Source organism: Frondihabitans sp. 4ASC-45 (assembly GCF_049472575.1).
In the GTDB taxonomy this organism is placed as follows: domain Bacteria; phylum Actinomycetota; class Actinomycetes; order Actinomycetales; family Microbacteriaceae; genus Frondihabitans.
In genome coordinates this window covers 692,144-713,550 of the sequence record NZ_JBCEBN010000001.1, presented here as the reverse complement: position 1 = coordinate 713,550, position 21,407 = coordinate 692,144, and the positions used below count along the sequence as shown (strand labels likewise).

Below are 21,407 nucleotides of genomic sequence, written 5' to 3'. Positions count from 1 at the left end.
CGGTTAGCAGGTCTGGTAGACGTACGCCTTGCTCTTCGGGGTCGTCAGGTCTCGATCGCGGAGGATCGTCTGCGGCGGGGTGTCTTTGCGAGCGCAGACCTGAGCGAACGTGCCGCGGAGGTCGTCGGTGTATTCGACGTCGAGCACGTGCGTGCCGTAGACCTTCGTGAACGAGCCGCACTCGCTGTAGACGTCGCACTCCTCCGTGGTGACGAAATCGAAGCCGATCGACGTCTTGCCGCGCGAGCCGAGCTCACCGGTGTTCTTCTGGCTCGCCGCCAGACCCTTCGCGTGGGTGTGCTTCACCAGGAGCTTCGCGAACGCGATCGACTTCGACAGCGTCAGCCTGCCCTTCGACCGGGAGTACGAGTCGAGGTTGTCGAACTCCACGGCCCGGAAGCCCTTGGCCCCGCACGAGTCGGTCATGGTGTTGATGCGCTTGCTCGCGGCGGTCCGCTTGGCGGCCGTCGAGATGTCGATGATGCGCTCGTCGGGCCAGCCCGGATCGACGATCGGCTTGCCCGCCTTGTTCTTCAGAATGAGGTTGCTCGGCCAGCTTGACCCCGGCTGCGTCTGGAATCCGTTGACGTAGCAGATCGAGTAGACGCCCTTCGCGGGCGTCGAGGTGCTGTCGCGCGTCACGACGGTGACGCCTTTCGCGGGCGCGTACGACCCGCCGAGCTGGTAATCGAAGGTGCCCTTCGTCGGGGGCAGCGTGCGAGTCGCGGTGGAAGCGACCGCAGGATCCGACGACCGCGCGTTCGCCCTCGGCGAGGCGCATCCCATCGTGACGAGCAGCACGGCGGAGGTCGCAACGGCCAGGCCGGCTCGCAAGAGTGTCATGCCGTCGAGCTTAGGTTGCCCGCGCTGGCCGGTTGCTCGCCTGGGCTCGCGCGGGCTCCCGCCCGCAGCCGGTGAGGCACCTCGGTTTGGCCATTTTCGGGGTGGCATCCGGGGGTTATTTGGCCGACCGGGGGTGCGTCGGCTGCTCGGCGGGCACCCGGGCGGGATCCGGGGCGGGCTCGCGGGACTCCCGCTGGGCCTCCGACCAGGCCTCGGCCACCGCGGCGAGAGCGATGATGAAGCCCGCGATGAGCAGGGCGACTCCCACGAGCAGAACGACGGCCACGATGAAGTCGAGGTGGCCAGAGGCGACGCCCTTCGGCGACCAGGCGCCCTGGGCCCCGAGCGTCTGCGAGGCCCAGATCGCGAGGCCGGCGCCGATCGCCAGGCTGACGCCGGCAACCGTGCCGATGAGGCGTGCCTTGCTCATGGGCCGCTCCTTCGCGACGGGGATCTGTGCTCGGGTGGGGGCGGATCCTGACGTGAGCGATCGTCATGCGTGCACTGTAGGCGCAGTTGCCGCGTCGCGGAAGCCCCGGCCGTGCGGTGCCGGCGGGGTCGGGCTCGCGAGTGCCGCCTAATGCCGGCGGCCCGGGCCAGCCGAGCGCATTCGGCGGCACTCGCGGGGGCGTCGGCGCGCACCTGAGCGGGGCCGAACCCCCAGTGCCGCCTAATGCCGGCCGAGCGACGCCGGGACGCGCATTGGGCGGCACTCGCGGGAGCGCACTCGGGGCCGAGCGACCCGAGGCGCCCCCAGGGCCAACCTCAGCGGCGGGCGGGCTCCGCCGGCAAAGTGATGGAGGCCGTGGCAGGGAGGCCGTCGCCGTCGTGTCGGATCCTGAAGTGCAGTCCCTCGTCGTGACGAAGCCGCAGGTGCTGCTGCCGCACCAGCCACACGATCGCGACGGCGGCCGCCGCGAACCCGGCGCCGGCTCCGACGCCGATCGCCGCGCGCGGGCCGAACGTGTTCGCGACCCAGCCGACGATCGGAGCGCCGATCGGGGTGCCGCCGGTGAAGATCGCCATGTAGAGGGCCATCACTCGCCCGCGCATCTCGGGGGCGGCGCCGAGCTGGACGGTGCCGTTGGCGGTGGTCATCAGCGTGATCGACGAGAGCCCCACGGCCACGAGCACCGCGGCGAAGCTCCAGTAGGTCGGCATGAGCGCAGCAACCGTGCAGGTGACGCCGAACGAGATCGCGGCGAGCACGAGGATCCGCATCCGCGGCCGCTCACGCCGGGCCGACAGGAGGGCCCCCGCCAGCGAACCCACCGCCACCGCCGAGGTCAGCAGGCCGAACCCGCTGGCTCCGACTCCGAACGCCTGCGTCGCCATGGTCGACGTGAAGATCGGGAAGTTCATGCCGAAGGTGCCGATGATGAAGATCATCACGAACACGACGACGAGGTCAGGGCGCCCCCGCACGTAACGGAAGCCCTCTTTGATCTGGCCTTTTGCGCGCTTCAGCTTCGGCTTGAACTGGAGCTGATTCACGCGGAGGAACCGCAGCGAGGCGAGCACGGCCAGGAACGACGCCGCGTTGATCACGAAGACCCAGCCCGACCCGACTGTCGCGATGAGCACGCCGGCGACGGCGGGGCCGACGAGACGAGCGCCGTTGAACGATGCCGAGTTGAGCGAGACCGCGTTCGACAGGTGCTCGGGCGGCACGAGCTCCGAGACGAAGCTCTGGCGGATGGGCGCGTCGATCGCCTGCACGATGCCGAGCAGGAGGGCGAAGCCCCAGACCATCCAGAGCTGGACGACGCCGGTGATGACGAGGAGGCCGAGGGCGAGGCCGAGTGTGCCGAGGGCGCCCTGTGTGAACATCAGCATGCGCCGGCGGTCGTAGCGGTCGGCGATCAGGCCCGTGATCGGGATCAGCAGGATCGGCGGCAGAAACTGCAGCGCCATCGTGATGCCGAGCGCTGTCGCGTTGTGGTCGGTGAGCTCGGTGAGCACGATCCAGTCTTGGGCGGTGGACTGCATCCACGTGCCGGTGTTCGACACGAGCGCGCCGCCGAACCAGAGCCGGTAGTTGAAGAGGCTCAGCGAGCGGAACATGGCGCTCACGAGCGACCCAGCTCACGGAGGATGCGAGTCGCTTCGGCCAGCGTGCGCCGCTCGTCGGGGCTGAGCTTCGCGAGCCGCGGCACGAGCCACTCGTCGCGGCGTCGCCGGGTCTCGAGCACGAAGTTCGCGCCGGCGGGGGTCGTGCAGAGCATCACTTTGCGGCGGTCGTCGGCGTGGGCGCTGCGCTCTACGAAGCCGAGTTCGACGAGGGCGTTGACGGTGCGGTTCATCGACGGGGGAGTGACGCCCTCGTGCTCGCTCAGGGCGCCGATCGTGAGCGGCTCGTTCTGCAGCAGGAATCCGAGCGCGGCCATCTGCGCGTCGCTCACGTGCGTGTCGGCCTTCTGCTGCCGGAGTCGCCGCGAGAGACGGAGCACGCCCTGGCGCACGTCGGTCGCCAGTTGGGCGTGGGGAACGGTGCGCAGGGCACCCGTATTCGTGTCAGACATCGATGGTTAGCCTAACAAATTAGCTTTGCTAAATAAACGGCTCGGGCGTACTCTGAGGCTTAAACAACAAGTGTCGTCAAGAGAGAAGGATCCGAGATGGGCAAGTTCGAAGGCAAGGTCGCGATCGTCACCGGTGGCGGTTCGGGAATCGGCGAGGGCATCTCGAAGGCGCTCGCCGCCGAGGGAGCCTCGGTCGTCGTCACCGACATCAAGCTCGACGCGGCCCAGCGGGTCGTCGACGAGATCGTCGGGGCCGGCGGAACGGCCAGCGCATTCGAAGGCAACACGTCGGTCGCCGCAGACAGCGAGAAGACCGTCGAATTCGCCCAGCAGACGTACGGCGCGCTGCACCTGGCTGTCAACAACGCGGGCATCGGCGCCGCTCCCGCCAAAATCGGCGACTACGACATCGCCGCGTGGGATCGCGTCGTCGGCGTCGACCTGAGTGGCGTCTTCTACGGCCTGCGCTACCAACTGCCCGCCCTCGTCGCGGCCGGCGGTGGCGCGATCGTCAACATGTCGAGCGTGCTCGGCTCCGTCGGAATCGCCCAGAACGCCGCCTACGTCGCCTCGAAGCACGCGCTGATCGGCCTCACCAAGGTCGCCGCCCTCGAATACTCCGCCCAGGGCGTCCGCACCAACGCGGTCGGCCCCGGGTTCATCGACACGCCGCTCGTCCGCTCGTCGCTCTCCGCCGACGAGCTCACGGCGCTCGAGGCGCAGCACGCCACCGGCCGGCTCGGCACCGACGCCGAGGTCGCCGCGCTCACGCTCTTCCTGCTCAGCGACGACGCCTCGTTCATCACCGGGTCGTACCACCTCGTCGACGGCGGGTACAGCGCGCACTAGTGCGTGGGCGGCGGGTTCCGCTGGTGCCGCGGGTGCGCCGAAGCCGCGGCCGGCCGAAAGTGCCGAAAGTGGGGTCCGGCAGGCTTCGAGAGGCCGAAGTGCGCACTCTCGGCCGCGTTCGGGTCGGGGCCGCCGGATCCTGCGGTCCGTCCCCGCGAGTGCACGAAAACCGCCCCTGGCGCAGCGGCCGGGGGCGGTTTTCGCGCATTGGGGAGGGCGCGGCGCCGATTTCAGCCCCGCTTCAGCGCATCGCCGCCATGCTGGAGGTGCCCGCGGTGTGTGGGCACGGATCGCAGGAGGCAGCGTGCGCGTGCTCGTCGTCGAAGACAACCAGGGGCTCGCTCAGGGGTTGCGCCTCGGGCTCGAAGCCGAGGGCATCGCCGTCGACCACGCCGCGACCGGCACCGACGGCCTCTGGCGTGCGCGCGAGAACTACTACGACGCGATCGTGCTCGACATCATGCTTCCCGGAATGAGCGGCTACAGCGTCTGCCGCGCCCTCCGCGACGACGGCGACTGGACGCCCGTGATCATGCTCACCGCCAAAGACGGCGAATGGGACGAGGTCGAGGGCCTCGACACGGGCGCCGACGACTACCTCACGAAGCCGTTCTCGTTCGCCGTGCTCCTCGCGCGGCTGCGGGCTCTGGTGCGGCGCGGCGTGCGCGAACGGCCGACCGTGCTGACGGCCGGCGACCTGGCGCTCGATCCGGCATCGCGGCGCGTGACCCGGGGGGAGACCCCGATCGAGTTGACGACGCGCGAATACACCGTGCTCGAGTTTTTGATGCGCCGGGCGGGCGAGGTTGTCACGAAGCGACAGATGCTCGACGGCATCTGGGACGACGACTTCGAGGGCGACAACAACATCGTCGAGGTCTACGTCAGGCACCTCCGCAACAAGATCGACCGGCCGTTCGGGCGCGACTCGATCGAGACCGTGCGCGGCGCCGGCTACCGGTTGGCGGGGACCGGTGGCTGAGCGGCCGCGACCCGGTTCGCGCGGGCCCAGGGGCTCGCTCCGCCCGCGGCGCGGATCGCTGCGCCTGCGCATCACCCTCGCGGCCACGGCGATCGTCGGAATCACGCTGCTCGGCGGGTCGGCTGTCTACGTGGTCGTTCAGCGCGCCGTGCTCGCTCAGGGCGTCCGAGCGGAGGCCGTGAGCGACGCCGATCGCGTGCTGGCCCGGCTCGAATCAGGGGCCACTCCGGCGGCGGCCGTGGCCGGGCTGGGCGAGCGTGACGGGGCGGTCACGGCGGTTCTGTCGGCGGACGGCTCGCGGATCCTCGGGGTCTCGGGCGACCCCGTCGCCGTCCGCGCCTACGAGACGCTCGCCGAGCCCGCGCGCTCGGGGACAGTGTCGCTATCGGGCGAGAACTACGCGATCGAGACGTCGTCGGGCAGCGACCAGTCGACTCCGGCGCCGACCGTGACGATCACGCCGCCGGGCGACGGCTCGACGAGGAGCACGGAACCGACACCAGGATCCGGCGGCGGCGGCTCGAGCACCGACGACTCGGGCGGCGGCGGGTCGGACGACTCGGGGGGTTCCGGTGGCGGATCGAGCGGGAGCGGCGGGTCGAGCGGTGGCTCCGGAGGTGGTGGCTCGGGCGGTGGTTCCGGTGGGGGCGGGTCTGACGGTGGTTCCGGTGGTGGCGGGTCTGACGACGTCGGCGCCCCCGCGCCCGGAAGCGGACAGCCGACGCTGACCGCGGCACGTCCGACTCCGGGTTCGTCTTCGTCGTCCTCGTCTCCTTCTTCGTCCTCTTCGACTGCGGCGAGTGATGGCGGTGCCGGAGCCGACGTCGACTTCGTGGTCGTCGCCGGTCGTTCGCTCGCGGCTGCCGCGGTCTCGGAGCGGGCGACCGTGACGACTCTCGGCATCGTGATCCCGGTGCTGCTCCTGGTGATGGCGGCGACCACCTGGTTCGTGGTCGGACGCTCGCTTCGGCCGGTGGAGCGGATGCGCCGGGAGGTCGAGGGGATCACGGCCGCTCGACTCGCGACCCGGATCCCCGGCCCGGGCGGCGACGACGAGATCGCCCGACTCGCCTCCACCCTCAACGACATGCTCGACCGGCTCGACGACTCGGCGCGCGCGCAACGGCGTTTCGTCTCGGATGCGTCGCACGAGCTCCGCTCGCCCTTGGCGGTGATGCGGCAGCTCGCGGAAGTGGCACAGGCCTACCCGGGGCGCATCGAGACCGAGCTCCTGGCCGACACGGTGCTCACCGAGGGGCAGCGCCTTGCCGATCTGGTGCAGGGCATGCTCATTCTGGCCCGGGCCGACGAGGGTGGGCTGGAGCCGTCGATGCATCCGGTCGACGTCGACGACATTGTGCTGGCCGAGGCCGCACGCCTGCGCAAGGCGGGCCTCGTGACGGTCGACGCGACCGGCATCGCACCCGTCCGCGTCGACGGCGATCGCGGCATGCTCGGCCAGGTCGTCCGGAACCTCGCCGACAACGCCGCACGCCACGCGACCTCGACCGTTGCTCTCTCGCTTGCTGAAGTGGACGGACAGCTCGTGCTCACGGTCGATGACGACGGCTCGGGTGTGGCCGACGCCGACCGGGAGCGTATCTTCGCGCGCTTCGTGCGGCTCGACGAGGCGCGTGCTCGGGAATCCGGCGGCAGTGGTCTCGGTCTCGCGATCGTGCGGAGTCTCGTGGCCGCTCACGGTGGAGTTGTGGCTGTCTCCGGCAGTCCGCTCGGTGGTGCCCGCTTCACGGTCACCCTGCCGGTCGACGCCGCTATGCCCGCTGGTGCTTCCGCTCCCGCTCCCGCGCCTGCTCCTGCTCCCGCTCCTGCGCCCGCCGGGTGAGTGTCCACAATCTGCTGATGTTCCGCCTCCACGATTAGCAGATCGTGGACACTCACCCTCGCCCGCCGTTCGTTCTCGGCGAGAGCGGGTGTCTCCTAATTCCTCATTGACGCTGGAGTCAACTGCGCGCCGGGCGACATCGCTCCAGGCCCGTGTCATTTGACTCCAGGGTCAATCACGGTTTTCGAGAGTCCCCGCCCGATCGCGTGCCCGGATTCGATGGCAGGCAGCCCACCCAGCCAGCAGTCGGGTGAGTGAGTCGGACGTGCGCTGAACGGACGTTCAGGGAAGGTCAGAAGCGGTTCAGCAGCCTCTTGGGAAGGTCATGGCATCCAACAAGGAGGACACCATGAACCGCAAGAATCTCATCATCGTCACCGGAGCAACCGCCGCCGCCCTCGTGCTCGGCTCGGCCGGAATCGCGTTCGCATCTCAGGGTGCCGACGACGCGACCACGCCGTCGCCGGCCTCGAGCGTGACCGTGGCGCCGACAACCGTGCCGACGACCGGATCGACCGGCGTGCCGACCGCCGTGCCGACGACCGTGCCGAAGGGCCACACCCACCACGGGCGCGGCCGCGACGACGCTGCCACCCACGACGTCAACGACGATCACGGCAGCGACGCCGCAACCCACGCTGTCACTGACGACTCCGGCCACCACGAGGCGACCGCGACCCCGACGCCGGTCGCGACCCAGCCGACGGCCGCGCCGACAGCGGCGCCGGCTGCATCGACGCCGACGAGCGACGACGCCGCGACCCACGACGTGAACGACGATCACGGCGCCGACGCTGCGACCCACGACGCCAACGACGATCACGGCACCGACGCCGCGACCCACAACGCCAACGACGACCACGGCAGCGACTCGGGGCGCCACGGCGGTGGCGGGCGGGGACACGGCGGCTCCGACGACTGACGCCCGGATCCTTCGGTCTTTGCCCCAGGCCAGCCCACCGAATGCACGATTTCCGCCCTCCGCACCCGCGCGGAGGGCGGATTTCGCGCATTCGACGCAGCGCGGCAGCGCACGCCTCCTGACAGACTGACGCCGTGTACACCACCCGCAGCTACGTCGACGCCCAGGGCGTCACGATCACGTTCTACGTCTGGCCGGCAGCCGGACACACGGCCGAACCCCGCGGCGTCGTCCAGATCGCTCACGGCGTCGGCGAATACGCCCTCCGGTACGAGCGTCTGGCCGAGGCACTCGCCGCGGCCGGCTACACCGTCTACGCCGACGACCACCGCGGCCACGGAGCCACCGGCCTGGCCCAGTGGGGCGAAGGATCCGGCCGCCTCGGTCACCTCGGGGTCGGCGGCCATCCGGCGACGGTCGAAGCCGTTCGGCAACTCACGCACCTCGCCCGCGCCGAGAATCCGGGGACCCCCGTGACTCTGCTCGGCCACTCATGGGGCTCGTTGATGGCGCAGATGCTCGTCGATCAGCACGCCGACGAGTACGACTCCGTCGTGCTCACCGGCACGGCCTACCGCACCCCGCTCAGCATGAACGGCGGCGATCTGAACAAACGTCACGCCCACCTCGGCACGACCGGGTTCGAGTGGCTCAGTCGTGACCCGGCCGTCGCCGAGGCGATGTCGACGGATCCTTTGGCTGTGGAGGCGAGCGTGCTCACGCTCTTCGGTCTGCGCGACTCTCTGCGTCTCTACGGCCGGCCGAGCCGCAACCCGCGCCATGACGTGCCGCTACTCGTGATGGTCGGCGGCGATGACCCGCTCGGTGGGCCGAAGAGCGCCGAGAAGCTCGTCGCGGCGTACCGCTCGCGCGCGGGGTTCTCCGACGTCGAGCTGATCGTCTACGACGGCGCGCGGCACGAGATCTTCAACGAGACGAACAAGGAGGAGGTCACCCGCGACCTGATCGACTGGTTGGACGCCCGGTCGTAGGCTCGACGCATGCACGGTGAATACAAGGTCCCAGGCGGCAAGCTGGTCGTGGTCGACCTCGACGTGAAAGACGGTCGGATCGAGAACTTCCGGCTCGCCGGCGACTTCTTCCTTGAACCCGACGAGGCGCTGGAGGCCATCAACCGATCGGTTGACGGGCTCGACTCTGCAGCCGACTCGGCCGACATTGCAGCCGCCGTGCGGCGCGGGTTGCCCGAGGGCACGACCATGCTCGGCGTGAGCCCCGAGGCGATCGCCGTGGCGATCCGCCGGAGCCTGAGCCGCGCTACCGCCTGGCGCGACTACGACTGGCAGATCATCCACGACGGGCCCGTCTCGCCGAACACCCACCTCGCGCTCGACCAGGTGCTTACCGAGGAGGTCGGCGCCGGCCGCCGTGGGCCGACCCTGCGGTTCTGGGAGTGGAATGAGCCCGCCGTCGTGATCGGCAGCTTCCAGTCGCTCAAGAACGAGGTCGATCCCGAGAACGCCGAGAAGTACGGCTTCCAGGTGGTTCGCCGCGTCTCGGGGGGCGGCGCCATGTTCATGGACGCCGAATCGATCGTCACCTACTCGCTCTATGCGCCCGGTGACCTCGTGCAGGGCATGAGCTTCGCCGACTCGTACGCCTACCTCGACGAGTGGGTCATCACCGGCCTCAAGTCGATGGGCGTCGACGCGTTCTACCAGCCGCTCAACGACATCACGAGCGCCAAGGGCAAGATCGGCGGGGCCGCCCAGAAGCGGCTGGGCAACGGTGCCCTCCTCCACCACGCGACCATGAGCTACGACATGGACGGCGAGAAGATGGTGCAGGTGCTGCGGATCGGCCGCGAGAAGATGAGCGACAAGGGCACCACGAGCGCGGCCAAACGCGTCGACCCGCTGCGCTCGCAGACCGGACTGCCCCGTGCCGAGGTGATCGAGCGGCTCAAGCAGACGTTCACCGGACTCTACGGAGCGACCGAGGGCCACGTCACCGCCGACGAGCTCGCTCAGGCGGAGGAGCTGGTCCGCACGAAGTTCGCGACGCCGGAGTGGCTCGCGCGCGTTCCCTGAGCGTCTTCGACCACCCCACCGGCCGCGTCAGCGAGGCACCAACCGACCGCAGCAGACGAGGCGCAACCCGGCCGAGGCGTCAACAGGTCGGGTCATGCCACGCGATAGGCGAGGTACTCGGCCGGAACCGCACCGAGGATGGACGGCCTGCGCGGGTCGATCGGTTCGGTGATCGCAGCGGCTCCCTTGCGGATCCGCACCGTCATCACGACATCGTCGCCGAGACCGGTCGCGGGCGCAGCCTTGAGGTCGCGCATGCCGATCACGAGGGTTCCGCTGGTGTCGGCGAGGCGGTATTCGGCGTAGCCGGTCGCGCTCCACAGGTCGGTGATGCGGCCCTCCACGGTTCCGACCACGTCGGTGGTCTCGCTCGCCAAGACGAGTTCTTCGACGGTGTGGGTCGCCTCGTCGGGGATACCGGGGGGTTCGTGAGCGGGAGGAGCCGCGGAGGTCAGGGCGGTACGACGGGCGTGGGCGCCGGATCCTGCGCTTTCCGCTGCCTCTGTCAGATCGTCGAGCAGCACGCAGAGATCGCGGTGCCGGGGTTCGAGCGCCACGGTGAATGCGGCGACACCATCGACACGGGCCTCGTCGTCGGCCGACTCGTGTGCCGCGATGAGCGCGGGGGAGCGGAGGGCGCGACCGAAGAAGAGGGGCAGCGGGCCGCCACTGCGCCAGCGGTACAGGATCTCGAGCTGGGGGCTCAGGATCCTGGGCGCGATCTGCTCTCGGAGTGACTCGACGCCGGCGTCGTCGAGGCCCGGCGCGAACGAGGCGAGCAGAGCCGGGTCGATCGACGAGAGGATGAGCTCGAAACGAGCGAGCTGATGGGCGAGGGTCACCCTGTGAGTCTGATCGACGCGCGATGCGTGCGTAAGTCCGCAATCGGGTGCGACCCGAACGGGGAGAGGTGCCCCTCCTGCCACTATCGGTAGAGGGGCCCGAACCGTTAGCGGCGGGTGAGCTCTTCGTACTGCGCGTTCTTCTTCACGAACATCTCGACGTACGAGCAGGCGGGCACGACGCGGAGTTCGGTGTTTGCCGCCACGTCGTCGAGGGCGTGCTGCACGAGCACCGCTGCGAGTCCTTTGCCCTGCTCCGAAGGGTCGACCTCGGTGTGAGTGAACGCGATTTCGTTGCCGGTGATCTGGTACGCGGCGAAGCCGACCGGTCGGTCTCCGTCGAGGATCGTGTACTGGTTCTGGGCTTCGTCGTGACGCACTTCCACACTCATTCCGTGAACGATACGCCGGTGTCGTGAGAGCAGGCTCCGGCGCAGCCATCATGAGGGGTGGTCGGCCCTGACACCGCAGACGGCCACAATAGGGGGATGCCCGTTAGCTGGACCCCCGAGTCACCCGATCTCGTCGTCCACGGCGAGAATCTCGACGTTCTTCCCGCCCTTCCCGACGGCGCATTCACGGTGGTCTACCTTGACCCGCCGTTCAACACCGGTCGGAGCCAATTCCGTCACGAGACGCATTCCGTCCGCGGGTCGCGCACGGGAGCGGTGACCGGCTTCAAGGGCGTCCAGTACGAGCGCATCCGCGGCGACCTGATGAAGTACGACGACCGCTTCGACGACTACTGGTCGTTTCTCGAACCCCGGCTCGCCGAGGCCTGGCGCTTGCTCGCCGACGATGGAACCCTCTACCTCCACCTCGACTACCGCGAAGCGCACTACGCCAAGGTGCTGCTCGACGCGCTCTTCGGTCGGGCGTCTTTTCTCAACGAGATCATCTGGGCCTACGACTACGGCGCTAAAAGCCGCAGCCACTGGCCGACGAAGCACGACACGATCCTCGTCTACGTGAAAGATCCGGCGAAGTATCACTTCGACTCGACGGCCGTCGACCGCGAGCCCTACATGGCGCCGGGGCTGGTCACGCCCGAGAAGGCGGCACGCGGAAAACTGCCGACCGACGTCTGGTGGCACACGATCGTGTCGCCGACGGGCCGTGAGAAGACGGGGTATCCGACCCAGAAGCCGCTCGGGATCCTGCGCCGCATCATTCAAGCGTCGACCCGCGAGGGCGACTGGGTGCTCGATTTCTTCGCAGGATCCGGCACGACCGGCGCTGCGGCCGCCGAACTGGGGCGGCGCTTCGTCCTGGTCGACGGCAACGCCGAGGCCATCGACGTGATCCGCAAGCGCCTGCCCGGCGCGACTTTTCTCTAGGCCGTCTTCAGGAGCTGCTTGAAAGCAGACCCGTGGAAGACGAGCGGTTCGACGCTCGCGTCGGCGTAGAGGCCCGTGACCTCGAGCAGGATCAGCGTGTGGTCGCCGGCGGGGTACTCGGCGTAGGCCTTCGTCTCGAGCCACACCGGGGAACCCTTAACGAAAAGGGCACCCTGCTCGCTGGTCTCGAGCTCGAGGTTCTCGAACCGGGTCGCCTTGTCTTTCGCGGCGATCTGCCGGGCGGTCTGGCCGTGCGTCTCGCCCAGCACCGAGATGCCGATCCGCTCGGCGCGCTTCAGCACCGGCCAGGTGGTCGAGGTGTTCTGCACGGAGAACAGCACCAGGGGCGGATCCATCGAGACGCCCACGGTGAACGACGACGCGACGAGACCCTCTCGCGCACCCTCGATCTCGGCGGCGAGGGCGACGACGCCGGACGGGAAGTACGAGAACGTGGTCCGCAGAAGCTGCGGATCCGGGGAGTACGGGGTGAGAGCCATGGAACGTCCTTCGCGAGTCGGTTGCTCCATGCTGTCACTCGATTGTTGAATCTAGATTTCGCGGGCCGGTAAATGACGCGCTGTTTCGTTACGTTCTGATTGCGCCGGACCGCGTTGTGCGGCGTCCTGAGTTCAGGTGCACCGGGCTCGCGGGGCGGTGGCGAATCCTGAGTTCAGGCGCACTGGTCGTTATGTCAGGCCGAAATCGCCCCAGACGTCAAGAGCTCAGGAGACATTCGCATCTACGATCCTGATGTCAGGGCTGCTCGGCGAGTGCACCTGAGTTCAGGAGCGTGGCCGACGGCAGCAGGGCGAATGCACCTGAATTCAGGATCCGGCAGCCGCAGCTGAATCCGCCGTGCACCTCAGCTCAGGCGCACGCGCCCCGCCGCATCTGCCGCCTGCCGCGAACCAGCGACGCCCCGGCCGCTCTGGGAGAAGGCCGGGGCGTCGTTTGCGAGCCGAGAGCGTCAGTGGTGTGAGGTCGAGCTGCCGGATCCTGGAAGCCGGATGCTTCCTGTGTCGGGAGAGACCGGCGAGCCCATCGTGTTCGCGGCGGATTGCGCGGCAAGTGCGGCCCGATCGGTCTCTTCGGCGTCACGCGCGTCGGATGCCGCAGCGTCGGTGGCGTCCTGGTGGGCCGCTTCGTCGAGGGCCGAGCGTGTGCGGAGCGGTGCCGGGCGGAGGAAGAAGCTCAGCACGAATGCCACGGCCACGACCACCAGCGAGATAGTGAAGACCGTCACCGTCGCGTTGGCGAATCCGTCGAGGAACGGCGCCTTGAGAGCCAGCGCCGCCTTGTTGAGGAACGACGTGTCGCCATTGAGGGCGTTGCCGAGAGCCGAGGTGTCGCCCGACGCGGCCTTCTTGAGCAGCGCGATGAGACTCGAGTTGTTCGGGTCGGCGAGCACCGACGGGTCGGCGAGGGCCTTCTGCTGGGCGGCGGCGAGCGTCTTGTCTTGGAACGACTCCGGAATCGTCGTCGAGAGACGGGAGAACAGCACCGAGAAGAGCACCGCCGTGCCCAGGGTTCCACCGATCTGACGGAAGAACGTCGACGACGACGTGGCCACACCGATGTCGCGCGGTCCGACCGAGTTCTGCGAGGCGAGCGTCAGCGTCTGCATCAGCTGACCGAGACCGAGACCGACCAGCACCATGCCGATCGAGAGGTAGTACCAGGGCTTGTCGTAGCTCACCTGCGAGAACCAGGCGAAGCCGAGGATCATGAACGCGGTTCCGATCGGCGGGAACATCTTGTACTGCCCGGTGCGCGAGATGATCTGACCGGAGACGATCGACGAGATCATCAGGCCGAGGATCATCGGGAGCATCTGGAAGCCCGACTCGGTGGGCGTCGACCCGTTGACGAGCTGCAGGTAGAGCGGCACGGTGAGGAGCGCACCGAACATGCCGAAACCGACCAGGACGCCGAGGATGGTCGCCATCGAGAAGGTGCGGCTCTTGAAGAGCTTCAGCGGGATCAGGGCGGCGTCGCCCATCATGCGCTCGGCGACGATGAAGGCGATGATGCCCAGCCCGCCGATGACGTAGCAGACCCAGGCGTTGAGCGAGCCCCAGCCCCAGATGCGGCCCTGCTCGGCGACCAGCAGGAGAGGCGCGGCAGACACGATGACCATCGCGGCGCCCCACCAGTCGATGCGGATGTTGTCTTTGCGGCTCTGACCGGGGATGTGCAAGAACCGGCCCACGATGAAGAGCGCGACGACGCCGATGGGCACGTTCAGGAGGAAGACCCAGCGCCATCCGGTGATGAAGAGGATCTCGTCCGCGCCAGCGAAGAGACCGCCGATCAGCGGGCCGATGACGCTCGAGATGCCGAACACGGCAAGGAAGTAGCCCTGGTACTTCGCGCGCTGGCGAGGAGCGAGGATGTCGCCCATGATCGCGAGCGGGAGAGCCATGAGGCCACCGGCGCCGAGACCCTGCAGGCCGCGGAAGGCGGCGAGCATGTACATCGAATCGGAGAACGACGCGGCGGCCGAGCCGAGGATGAAGATCGCGATCGCGATGATGAACAGCGGCCGACGACCGAAGAGGTCGGAGAGCTTTCCGTAGATCGGCGTCGAGATCGTGGAGCAGATCAGGTAGGCGGTGGTGACCCAGGCCTGGTGATCGAGACCGTGGAGGTCGTCGCCGATGGTGCGGATCGCCGTTCCGACGATGGTCTGGTCAAGCGACGACAGGAACATACCTGCCATGAGGCCGAAGATGACGAACAGGATCTGCCTGTGGTTCATCAGGCCCTGCTTCTCGACGGGTGCCGTTTCTGGTGCGGCTGTATCTGCCCGGGACATGTGACTCTCTCTGGTGCTGTGGCGATGACTGGTGCTGTGGTTGTGGCTGTGGCTGTGGCTGTGGCTGTGGCTGACGCGGTGTGGTGACTGACGCAGCCGTGGCTGATCCGATGGTGGTGACTGATCCGGTGACGGCCGGCGTTGCGGTCGCGCAAATCTTTGCGTGCGGTGCAAATTTACATGACTGCCAGGAATTTGACCACGCAAGCGCTGGGATCCTTGGCCCGAATGGCCTGGGGAGAGACCAGGGGGCGCAAAACCGTCGATGATATCCTGGCGCCCGCCGAACGGCGTCGAAACGAGTGGAGTCTGCTGTATGCCGAGAAGGATCGCCCCCACCCTGATCGTGACGGTGGTCGCCGTGTCACTCCTCGCCGGCTGCACGGCCGGGTCGAACGGAGTGAGCGCACCCGCCACCCTCGGCCAGGGCACCCCCAGGGCGTCCGCCACACCGGCAGCCGCTGCCGTCTCGAAGGTCTCGCCCGTCGTGGGCGGAGTCACGGGCGGCACCACGATCACTCTCACGGGGTCGAACCTCGGTGCCGTCGATCGCGTCAAGATCGGCACGGAAGACGCAACCGATGTGAAGGTCGTCAGCGATTCCAAGGTGACTGCGGTCGTTCCGCGCTCGGTCGACTACCAGCCGGCGAGTGGCGACGTCGTCGCGTACGCGGGGTCGAAGCCCGTCAGTGCCGCCGCCACCGCGTCGTACACCTGGAAGGTCTCGTCGGGCGTCGACCGCGAGATGCAGTACGCCTTCGCGCACTGGAACGCCCCGACCTACAACGCCTCGTACCTCGACTTCAACTCGGTCGGCGGCGACTGCCAGAACTTCGTCAGCCAGGCGCTCGATGCCCGGGGCCTCGCGCAGAACGACTCCTGGCACTACAACTCGTCGGGCCACAGCGAGACGTGGGGGTACGCACCCGCATTCGACAACTACCTCAAGGCCAACCCCTCGCTCGGATTCACCCCGCTCACGGCCGACCAGCGCTCTCAACTGTCGGTCGGCGATCTCGCGTACTTCGACTGGAACAACAACGACGTTCCTGACCACGTGATGATCGTCTCCGCCATCGACGGCTCGAAGATCTCGCTCGTCGGGCACAACCTCGACTACGACTACCGCGACCTCGACACGGCGATCACGAAAGATCACCCGGGCGCGAAGGTCTGGTTCTACAAGGTGCCCGCCTCGCTGTAGCTGCGTGTGGAGGTCACGTGCCGTGACGCACCCCCGGTCGGCCAGATCGGGCCCGGCATCTGGGGGTTATCTGGCCAACCGGGGGTGCCTCGCGCGCCGAGACGGACCTCGCGAGCGGCCGTCAGCGCGCAGGCCGCAGCAGCAGGGGTGCTACGACGGCCGCGAGAGCGAGTGCGGCGATCGCGCCGACGAGCCCGAGCCACACCGAGCCCGCCTCAGCGCCGGCCGGGCGGACGAGCGCGAGCACCGCGAAGGCGACGATCTGCGCTGCCACCTGCACGACCAGATAGCGGAGCAGCGGGCGCCGCAGCACAGCGAGCTGCACTGAGGCCCGGCGCGGGAGCCACGCAGACAAGGATCCGACAGCGACAAGCAGGTGCCCCGCTGCCAGCAGCCCGATCAGCGGTGGCGCGTAGCCGGGCCGACCGCCCGCCACCAGCGCGACCGCGAGGAGCACGATCAGTATCGCGGCGAAGGGGCCGCGGGGCACGGCCGCTGCACCGAGCGCAAGCAGCAGTGCCACCACGAGCCAGCCGCTCACCCCGAGCACGAGGAAGCCGGCGCCCGCTCCGGCGATGAACGTCAGAGCGGAGAGGGCGAGGGCGGGAACGGTCGGGCCGATGTTGGGAAAGCTCGTGGGCATCGCACGGCCCCGGTTCGTGTCGCTCATCGGATCCGCCGCGGGCGGGTGAGGGCGCGCAGTCGCACGGCTGGCACGGCGGAGCCGGGAGCGGCATCCCAGCGGACGGGCTCGACGCCGGAGGCTGTCATGCCGTCGAGACGACTGGTGCGTTCGAGCATCAGGAGCTGGAACGCGGTGCGCTCCTCGCGGCTTGCGGCGGTTACGTCGACCTGGGGCAGTGTGTCGATGGCGAGAACGCGATGGCCTGTCGAGGCCCACGTCACCGCCATGGTGGCTGCGAGGTCGTCGAGGAACGACGAGATCACCACCACGAGTGCCGAGGCGGGGACGATGGGCGTGCGGGTCGTCTTCACGGGGCGCCCGGTCGGAGCCGCGGTGGCGATTGTGGTCCGGAGACGCTGCAGGTGCCGCGTGCCGCCCCCGGGCTCGACCGAGCGCGCCGTGCCGGCGAGGTCGCGCAACCCGACCCGATCGCCCGCTGCGAGATAGGCGGAAGCTAATGAGGCCGCCGCTTCGCGAGCGAGGTCGAGAGACGTCGTGGAGGTCAGGGGCCCTTTTGACCCGGACCACCGAGAGATGTCGGCGCTCACCTCGTCTCGGTCGTCGATGACGAGCATGACGATCGCGTCAGCCGTCGAGAACGTCCGGCGGACGTAGAGGTCGCCGGGGAGCTGCGCCCTCCGGGCGGTGACCTTCCAGTCGATTCGCCGGAGCCGATCGCCCGGTGCGAAGAGCGCGACATCGCGGAACTCGCCGCCATCGCCCGGCGTCGCGGAGTCGTGAGCCCCGGTGATGCCCACCACTCGGTGGGGCAGCGGAAGGCTGTCGATGGGGAGTCGCGGCGGTGGCACCAGACGGGAGCTCGCGGGGCCCGCGTCAGGTGAGGTGAAGGCGGCGCCGGCGGCGCCCAGCGCCGAGTAGTGCAGCCGCAGGATCTCTTGCGGCCCGGAGTGCGTGACCGCCACTTTTCCGATGAGGCGCCTCGCGGTTTCGGGGGTGACAGCGAATCGGTGCGTCGTTCCGTCGGCGGTGGCGAGGACCACGGCGAGGGCGTCGACATCGGCGGAGAGGTCGAATCGGGTGTCGTAGCCGACACCGGTGGCATCCGTGTCGGGCGCCAGCCGTGTGGTGGTCGTCACGACGTCGGAGCGGCGTGGCCTCCGCTCGACCCCGAACGCCACGATAGCGAAGAGTGGGAGGGCGATCAGGGCGAACTCGGGGCGGGAGGTGACGAGGGCGAGGCCTGCCAGGAGCGCGGCGGCAGCGGCGGCGTACCCGACCGCCGGATTGAGCGACCAGCGTGGCCGCAGTGAGGTGCGGTCGGCGTGCCCGCCGGGTCGGGCGTCGCTCATCGAGGAGTCGAGGAGTCGACGGGGTCGTTTGCGCGGCCCACCGCCGGAGGCCCGGCGACCCGCGAGACGATCGAGCCGATGACCTGGGCGGCGTCGACGCCATCGGCCCAGGCCTGGGGAGTGAGCGACACCCGGTGCGCGAGCACGGGGATGGCAGCCGCCTTGATGTCTTCGGGCGTGACGAAATCGCGGCCGTCCATCACCGCGCGACCTCGGCCGACGAGCATGAGACCTTGGGCGCCGCGAGGAGAAGCACCGACCTGGATGTCGCGGTTCTCGCGGGTCGCGGTGGCGAGGTCGACGCAGTAGAGGGCGATGTCGGGATCGACGTGCACGCCCTCGACCGTGGCCTGCATGGCGAGGAGCGTCTCGGGATCGATGACCGCGTTGATCCGCCCGACCTCACGGCGTCGCGCCACACGGCTGAGGAGGACTCTCTGCTCGCCCTCGCGGCTCGGGTAGCCGACCGAGAGGCGCACCATGAACCGGTCGAGCTGCGCCTCGGGCAGGGCGTAGGTGCCCTCGTACTCGATGGGGTTGGACGTCGCGATGACGTGGAACGGATGGGGGAGCGGGAAGCTCTGGCCTTCGACCGTCACCTGGCCCTCGGCCATGGCTTCGAGCAGGGCGGACTGCGTCTTCGGGGAGGTGCGGTTGATCTCGTCGGCGAGGAACAGGCCTGTGAAGACCGGGCCCGGGCGGAAGACGAACTCGGACGTGGCGGGGGCGTACAGGAACGAGCCGGTGATGTCGGCGGGGAGAAGGTCGGGCGTGCACTGGAGACGACGGAAGTCGAGACCGGTCGCCTGCGCGATGCTCCGCGCTGCCAGGGTCTTGCCGAGCCCGGGGACGTCTTCGAAGAGAACGTGGCCACCCGCGAGGATGCTGGCGAACGCGAGCTCGAGCGGCTCGCGCATGCCGACGACGAGCTCGCCGACCTCGTCGAGCACTCGCCTGCTGAGCGAGGCGACCTCGGCGATGGAGAGGGATGCGGGGGCGGAGGTGGTCACGTGTGCCTCTCGGTAGGCGACCCGAGTGCCTCGATGGCATTCAGGAGGCGGGTGAAGGAGATCAGGTCGAGATTTGTGGCGCGCGGCACCAGGAGTGTGCGCACGACGCCGGGTGCCAGGATCTTCTCGATCTCGGGTCGGTCGCCCGGATCAAAGAGATCGAGGCCGTAGAGAAAGAGCAGTCGATGACGGGCCGCCTCTCGGGCCCTCGCGACGGTGCGGTCTTGGACGCCGCCGCGGGTCTTCATCGACCAGCTGAGCTCTTCAACGTCGAGCCGCGCGCCCGGGGTTCGGCGGATTGGCGGTTGAGGCCACGCAAGGGCGTTCTCTCCGGCGAACGACTCCCAGGTCAGGCCGATGACGAGGAGGACGCCGAGGGCGACGACGCTGACGACCACGGAACCGACGACGTCGAGGCCGAAGAAGTAGACGATGGCACCCACGACGAGCGCCGCGACGGACGAGAGGATCAGGGTTCGGCGGAAGCTCACGCGTGACCGCCGTCGTCGGCCGGGTGGGCGGAACGCTCGGCCCATTGGGCCTCGAGGACGACGAGCGCCTGGCGTGCGGTGATGTTGTCGGCAGGCGACGCGACGGCGTCTCCGAATCGCACGGCGAGGTAGAGGCGTCGGAGCGTGCCGAGGGACTCCCCGTCGACCCCGGTCAGGCGAAGGATCCGGCTTGTGAACTCGGTCGGAGTCTCGGAGTCGAGGCGAGAGTAGCCGGCGTCTTCGGCGGCCTCTTGAAGGCCCAGCCAGGCGGCGACGATGGCGTCGTTCGGCGCGCGATCGCCGTCGAGGAGATCGAGGGCAAGGCGCAGGCCCCGGCGCAGATAGGGGGCGCTGGTCTCGATCGACGGGTCGTCGGCGAGGGGTGAGGGGTCGCTCAACTCGTCGAGCGACGCGGCGGTAGCGGCAGGCCGATCGCGGCGACGGGAGCGCCACCACCGGATGACCACGATCGCGAGGGCGAGTGCGGCGAGGCACGCCACGACGACGACGAGCCAAGTGAGGTCTGGCGTGGATGCTCCGCTGGTCGCCGGAGGCGATGCCGTGGGGTTGTCAGCCGGCTGCGACGGAGGGGCGGGCGGTGTGGCGGTGGGAAAGCCCCCGAGGCTCCAGCGCGGGCCGGAGAATCGGAGTTCGCCACCGAAGGCGCTGCCGATAACGACGAGGAGACCGAGCACGACGGCGAGAATGCCCGCGACCGGAAGCCGACGCGCACCCGAGTTGGGACGCGGTCGTGCGTCGCTCTCGGGTAGCTCGGTGTCGGTGGGCATGGATTCGACGCTAGTCGATTCCGACCGGGGGCTCTGCGGCATAGGTCAGCCCTGTGGACAACTCGTCCGCGCTGGAAAGACCGCCTGCGTGGAGGAAGGCGCTACGCCGCCACGCCGAGGCCGTCGAGGGCTTTCTCGAAGATGGTCAGGCCCTGCATGCCGGGAAGGCTCGCAATGTTGTTGTCGAGCTTCTTCATCTCTTTGCGCCCCTCGACGCCGCCCATGATCTGGCCGAAGACGAACTGGACGTCGTCGCGCTCCATGATGCTCGAGCCCACCGGGGCCCAGAACTTCGACAGGAGGAGGCGGGTGAGCTTCTGAGCACGCTTGCTCTTGAGGAGGCGCTCGCGAGCCTGCGAGACGTAGAAGGCGACGTGCCGTGTCTCTTGCTTGGCGATGCGCCGCAGCAGCTCGCCCAGCACGGGGTCGGTCTCGAGGTCGGCCATGCGCTTGTAGGCGCTCACGGCAGACCACTCGTTTGCGGCGCCCCAGGACATGTGGACGGCTACGAAGTCGCTGCCGACGATCTTGCCGAGCATGGACTGCTTGATTGGGTCGAGGCGGTCACGCCAGCCGAGCTTGAGGCGGGAGGCGCGGAGGGCGTCGTAGTCGACGGTGATTCCGTGGACAGCCAGGACGGCGCCCAGGGCCTCGCCGTGCCAGAACTCCTCGCGGTTCCACATCGTCATGAACGTCGAGATCTCGCCGTCTTTATGCGACGGGGTCGTGAGCAGATCGCGGGTGTAGCAGACCGTGTGGTACTCGACGTCGGCCATGTAGCGGAGAGTGCGGAGCGTCTCGGGCGAGAGCGGGTTTTCGCGGAAGTGCTCGAGATCGAGGTCGTCCCAGCCCAGGCGTTCAGAGCCTGCAGCGTACTTGTCGATATCGAATGCCATCGTATGTCGGAAGA

At 68.8% G+C, this 21,407-nt stretch carries 22 protein-coding genes; 8 read left to right on the top strand and 14 right to left on the bottom strand.

Annotation, left to right across the window (positions count from 1 at the left end; genetic code table 11):
• Positions 1 to 3: 3 nt before the first annotated feature.
• The 4 genes from VH571_RS03320 to VH571_RS03305 all read right to left on the bottom strand — a co-directional run bounded on the left by VH571_RS03320 (position 4) and on the right by VH571_RS03305 (position 3,365).
• Complete coding sequence (locus VH571_RS03320; RefSeq protein ID WP_423263305.1) at positions 4 to 843, bottom strand: endo alpha-1,4 polygalactosaminidase; 840 nt, start codon at positions 841 to 843, stop codon at positions 4 to 6.
• A 115-nt stretch (positions 844 to 958) separates the two neighbouring features.
• Positions 959 to 1,273 (bottom strand): DUF6479 family protein, encoded by a 315-nt coding sequence (locus VH571_RS03315; protein ID WP_423263304.1) that lies wholly within the window; start codon positions 1,271 to 1,273, stop codon positions 959 to 961.
• Positions 1,274 to 1,608: 335 nt separating this feature from the next.
• Positions 1,609 to 2,916: an MFS transporter gene (locus tag VH571_RS03310; RefSeq protein ID WP_423263303.1), complete on the bottom strand. Its 1,308-nt coding sequence runs from the start codon at positions 2,914 to 2,916 to the stop codon at positions 1,609 to 1,611.
• A complete protein-coding gene (locus VH571_RS03305; protein WP_123940921.1) occupies positions 2,913 to 3,365 on the bottom strand; it encodes a MarR family winged helix-turn-helix transcriptional regulator in 453 nt (150 codons plus the stop codon). Before VH571_RS03305 ends, VH571_RS03310 begins: the two co-directional genes overlap by 4 nt.
• A gap of 96 nt (positions 3,366 to 3,461) precedes the next feature.
• Here VH571_RS03305 and VH571_RS03300 point away from each other — a divergent pair, with 96 nt between their 5' ends.
• From VH571_RS03300 to VH571_RS03275, 6 genes are all read left to right on the top strand, one after another.
• Positions 3,462 to 4,214: an SDR family NAD(P)-dependent oxidoreductase gene (locus tag VH571_RS03300; RefSeq protein ID WP_123940923.1), complete on the top strand. Its 753-nt coding sequence runs from the start codon at positions 3,462 to 3,464 to the stop codon at positions 4,212 to 4,214.
• A 304-nt stretch (positions 4,215 to 4,518) separates the two neighbouring features.
• Complete coding sequence (locus tag VH571_RS03295; RefSeq protein ID WP_423263302.1) at positions 4,519 to 5,196, top strand: response regulator transcription factor; 678 nt, start codon at positions 4,519 to 4,521, stop codon at positions 5,194 to 5,196.
• Positions 5,189 to 7,039 carry a sensor histidine kinase gene (locus VH571_RS03290; RefSeq protein WP_423263301.1) on the top strand — a complete coding sequence of 617 codons (1,851 nt, stop codon included), beginning with the start codon at positions 5,189 to 5,191 and terminating at the stop codon, positions 7,037 to 7,039. Before VH571_RS03295 ends, VH571_RS03290 begins: the two co-directional genes overlap by 8 nt.
• A gap of 349 nt (positions 7,040 to 7,388) precedes the next feature.
• Positions 7,389 to 7,961, top strand: a complete 573-nt coding sequence (locus VH571_RS03285) for a hypothetical protein (protein ID WP_423263300.1) — start codon at positions 7,389 to 7,391, stop codon at positions 7,959 to 7,961.
• Positions 7,962 to 8,095: 134 nt separating this feature from the next.
• Entirely contained in the window at positions 8,096 to 8,953 is an 858-nt protein-coding gene (locus VH571_RS03280; RefSeq protein ID WP_423263299.1) for an alpha/beta fold hydrolase, read from the top strand.
• A 9-nt stretch (positions 8,954 to 8,962) separates the two neighbouring features.
• Entirely contained in the window at positions 8,963 to 10,012 is a 1,050-nt protein-coding gene (locus VH571_RS03275) for a lipoyl protein ligase domain-containing protein (RefSeq protein ID WP_423263298.1), read from the top strand.
• Between the two features lie 92 nt (positions 10,013 to 10,104).
• On the opposite strand, the gene VH571_RS03270 is transcribed toward VH571_RS03275, so the two are convergent.
• Entirely contained in the window at positions 10,105 to 10,854 is a 750-nt protein-coding gene (locus VH571_RS03270; RefSeq protein ID WP_423263297.1) for a hypothetical protein, read from the bottom strand.
• 107 nt (positions 10,855 to 10,961) lie between these two features.
• Positions 10,962 to 11,234, bottom strand: a complete 273-nt coding sequence (locus tag VH571_RS03265) for a GNAT family N-acetyltransferase (RefSeq protein ID WP_423263296.1) — start codon at positions 11,232 to 11,234, stop codon at positions 10,962 to 10,964.
• 108 nt (positions 11,235 to 11,342) lie between these two features.
• Between VH571_RS03265 and VH571_RS03260 the strand changes: the two genes are divergently transcribed.
• Positions 11,343 to 12,191 (top strand): DNA-methyltransferase, encoded by an 849-nt coding sequence (locus tag VH571_RS03260; RefSeq protein ID WP_194602500.1) that lies wholly within the window; start codon positions 11,343 to 11,345, stop codon positions 12,189 to 12,191.
• On the opposite strand, the gene VH571_RS03255 is transcribed toward VH571_RS03260, so the two are convergent.
• Both VH571_RS03255 and VH571_RS03250 read right to left on the bottom strand, forming a co-directional pair.
• Entirely contained in the window at positions 12,188 to 12,691 is a 504-nt protein-coding gene (locus tag VH571_RS03255; protein ID WP_055960904.1) for a flavin reductase family protein, read from the bottom strand. The two genes, VH571_RS03260 and VH571_RS03255, sit on opposite strands and share 4 nt — an antisense overlap.
• A 470-nt stretch (positions 12,692 to 13,161) precedes the next feature.
• The gene (locus VH571_RS03250; RefSeq protein ID WP_423263295.1) at positions 13,162 to 15,009 is read right to left on the bottom strand and encodes an MDR family MFS transporter; all 1,848 of its coding nucleotides are present in this window, start codon (positions 15,007 to 15,009) and stop codon (positions 13,162 to 13,164) included.
• 316 nt (positions 15,010 to 15,325) lie between these two features.
• Here VH571_RS03250 and VH571_RS03245 point away from each other — a divergent pair, with 316 nt between their 5' ends.
• On the top strand, positions 15,326 to 16,213 hold the full coding sequence (locus VH571_RS03245; protein ID WP_423263293.1) for an amidase domain-containing protein: 888 nt from the start codon (positions 15,326 to 15,328) through the stop codon (positions 16,211 to 16,213).
• A gap of 121 nt (positions 16,214 to 16,334) precedes the next feature.
• Here VH571_RS03245 and VH571_RS03240 read toward each other — a convergent pair whose 3' ends face one another.
• The 6 genes from VH571_RS03240 to VH571_RS03215 all read right to left on the bottom strand — a co-directional run bounded on the left by VH571_RS03240 (position 16,335) and on the right by VH571_RS03215 (position 21,393).
• On the bottom strand, positions 16,335 to 16,883 hold the full coding sequence (locus VH571_RS03240; RefSeq protein WP_423263291.1) for a hypothetical protein: 549 nt from the start codon (positions 16,881 to 16,883) through the stop codon (positions 16,335 to 16,337).
• Positions 16,880 to 18,208 carry a DUF58 domain-containing protein gene (locus VH571_RS03235; RefSeq protein WP_423263290.1) on the bottom strand — a complete coding sequence of 443 codons (1,329 nt, stop codon included), beginning with the start codon at positions 18,206 to 18,208 and terminating at the stop codon, positions 16,880 to 16,882. Before VH571_RS03235 ends, VH571_RS03240 begins: the two co-directional genes overlap by 4 nt.
• The gene (locus VH571_RS03230) at positions 18,205 to 19,218 is read right to left on the bottom strand and encodes an AAA family ATPase (protein ID WP_423263288.1); all 1,014 of its coding nucleotides are present in this window, start codon (positions 19,216 to 19,218) and stop codon (positions 18,205 to 18,207) included. The genes VH571_RS03235 and VH571_RS03230 overlap by 4 nt, the downstream gene beginning before the upstream one ends.
• Positions 19,215 to 19,709, bottom strand: coding sequence for a hypothetical protein (locus VH571_RS03225; RefSeq protein WP_423263286.1), 495 nt, complete (start codon positions 19,707 to 19,709; stop codon positions 19,215 to 19,217). The genes VH571_RS03230 and VH571_RS03225 overlap by 4 nt, the downstream gene beginning before the upstream one ends.
• Positions 19,706 to 20,497: a DUF4129 domain-containing protein gene (locus tag VH571_RS03220; RefSeq protein WP_423263285.1), complete on the bottom strand. Its 792-nt coding sequence runs from the start codon at positions 20,495 to 20,497 to the stop codon at positions 19,706 to 19,708. Before VH571_RS03220 ends, VH571_RS03225 begins: the two co-directional genes overlap by 4 nt.
• A gap of 101 nt (positions 20,498 to 20,598) precedes the next feature.
• On the bottom strand, positions 20,599 to 21,393 hold the full coding sequence (locus tag VH571_RS03215; protein ID WP_055960887.1) for a hypothetical protein: 795 nt from the start codon (positions 21,391 to 21,393) through the stop codon (positions 20,599 to 20,601).
• Positions 21,394 to 21,407 lie beyond the last annotated feature (14 nt).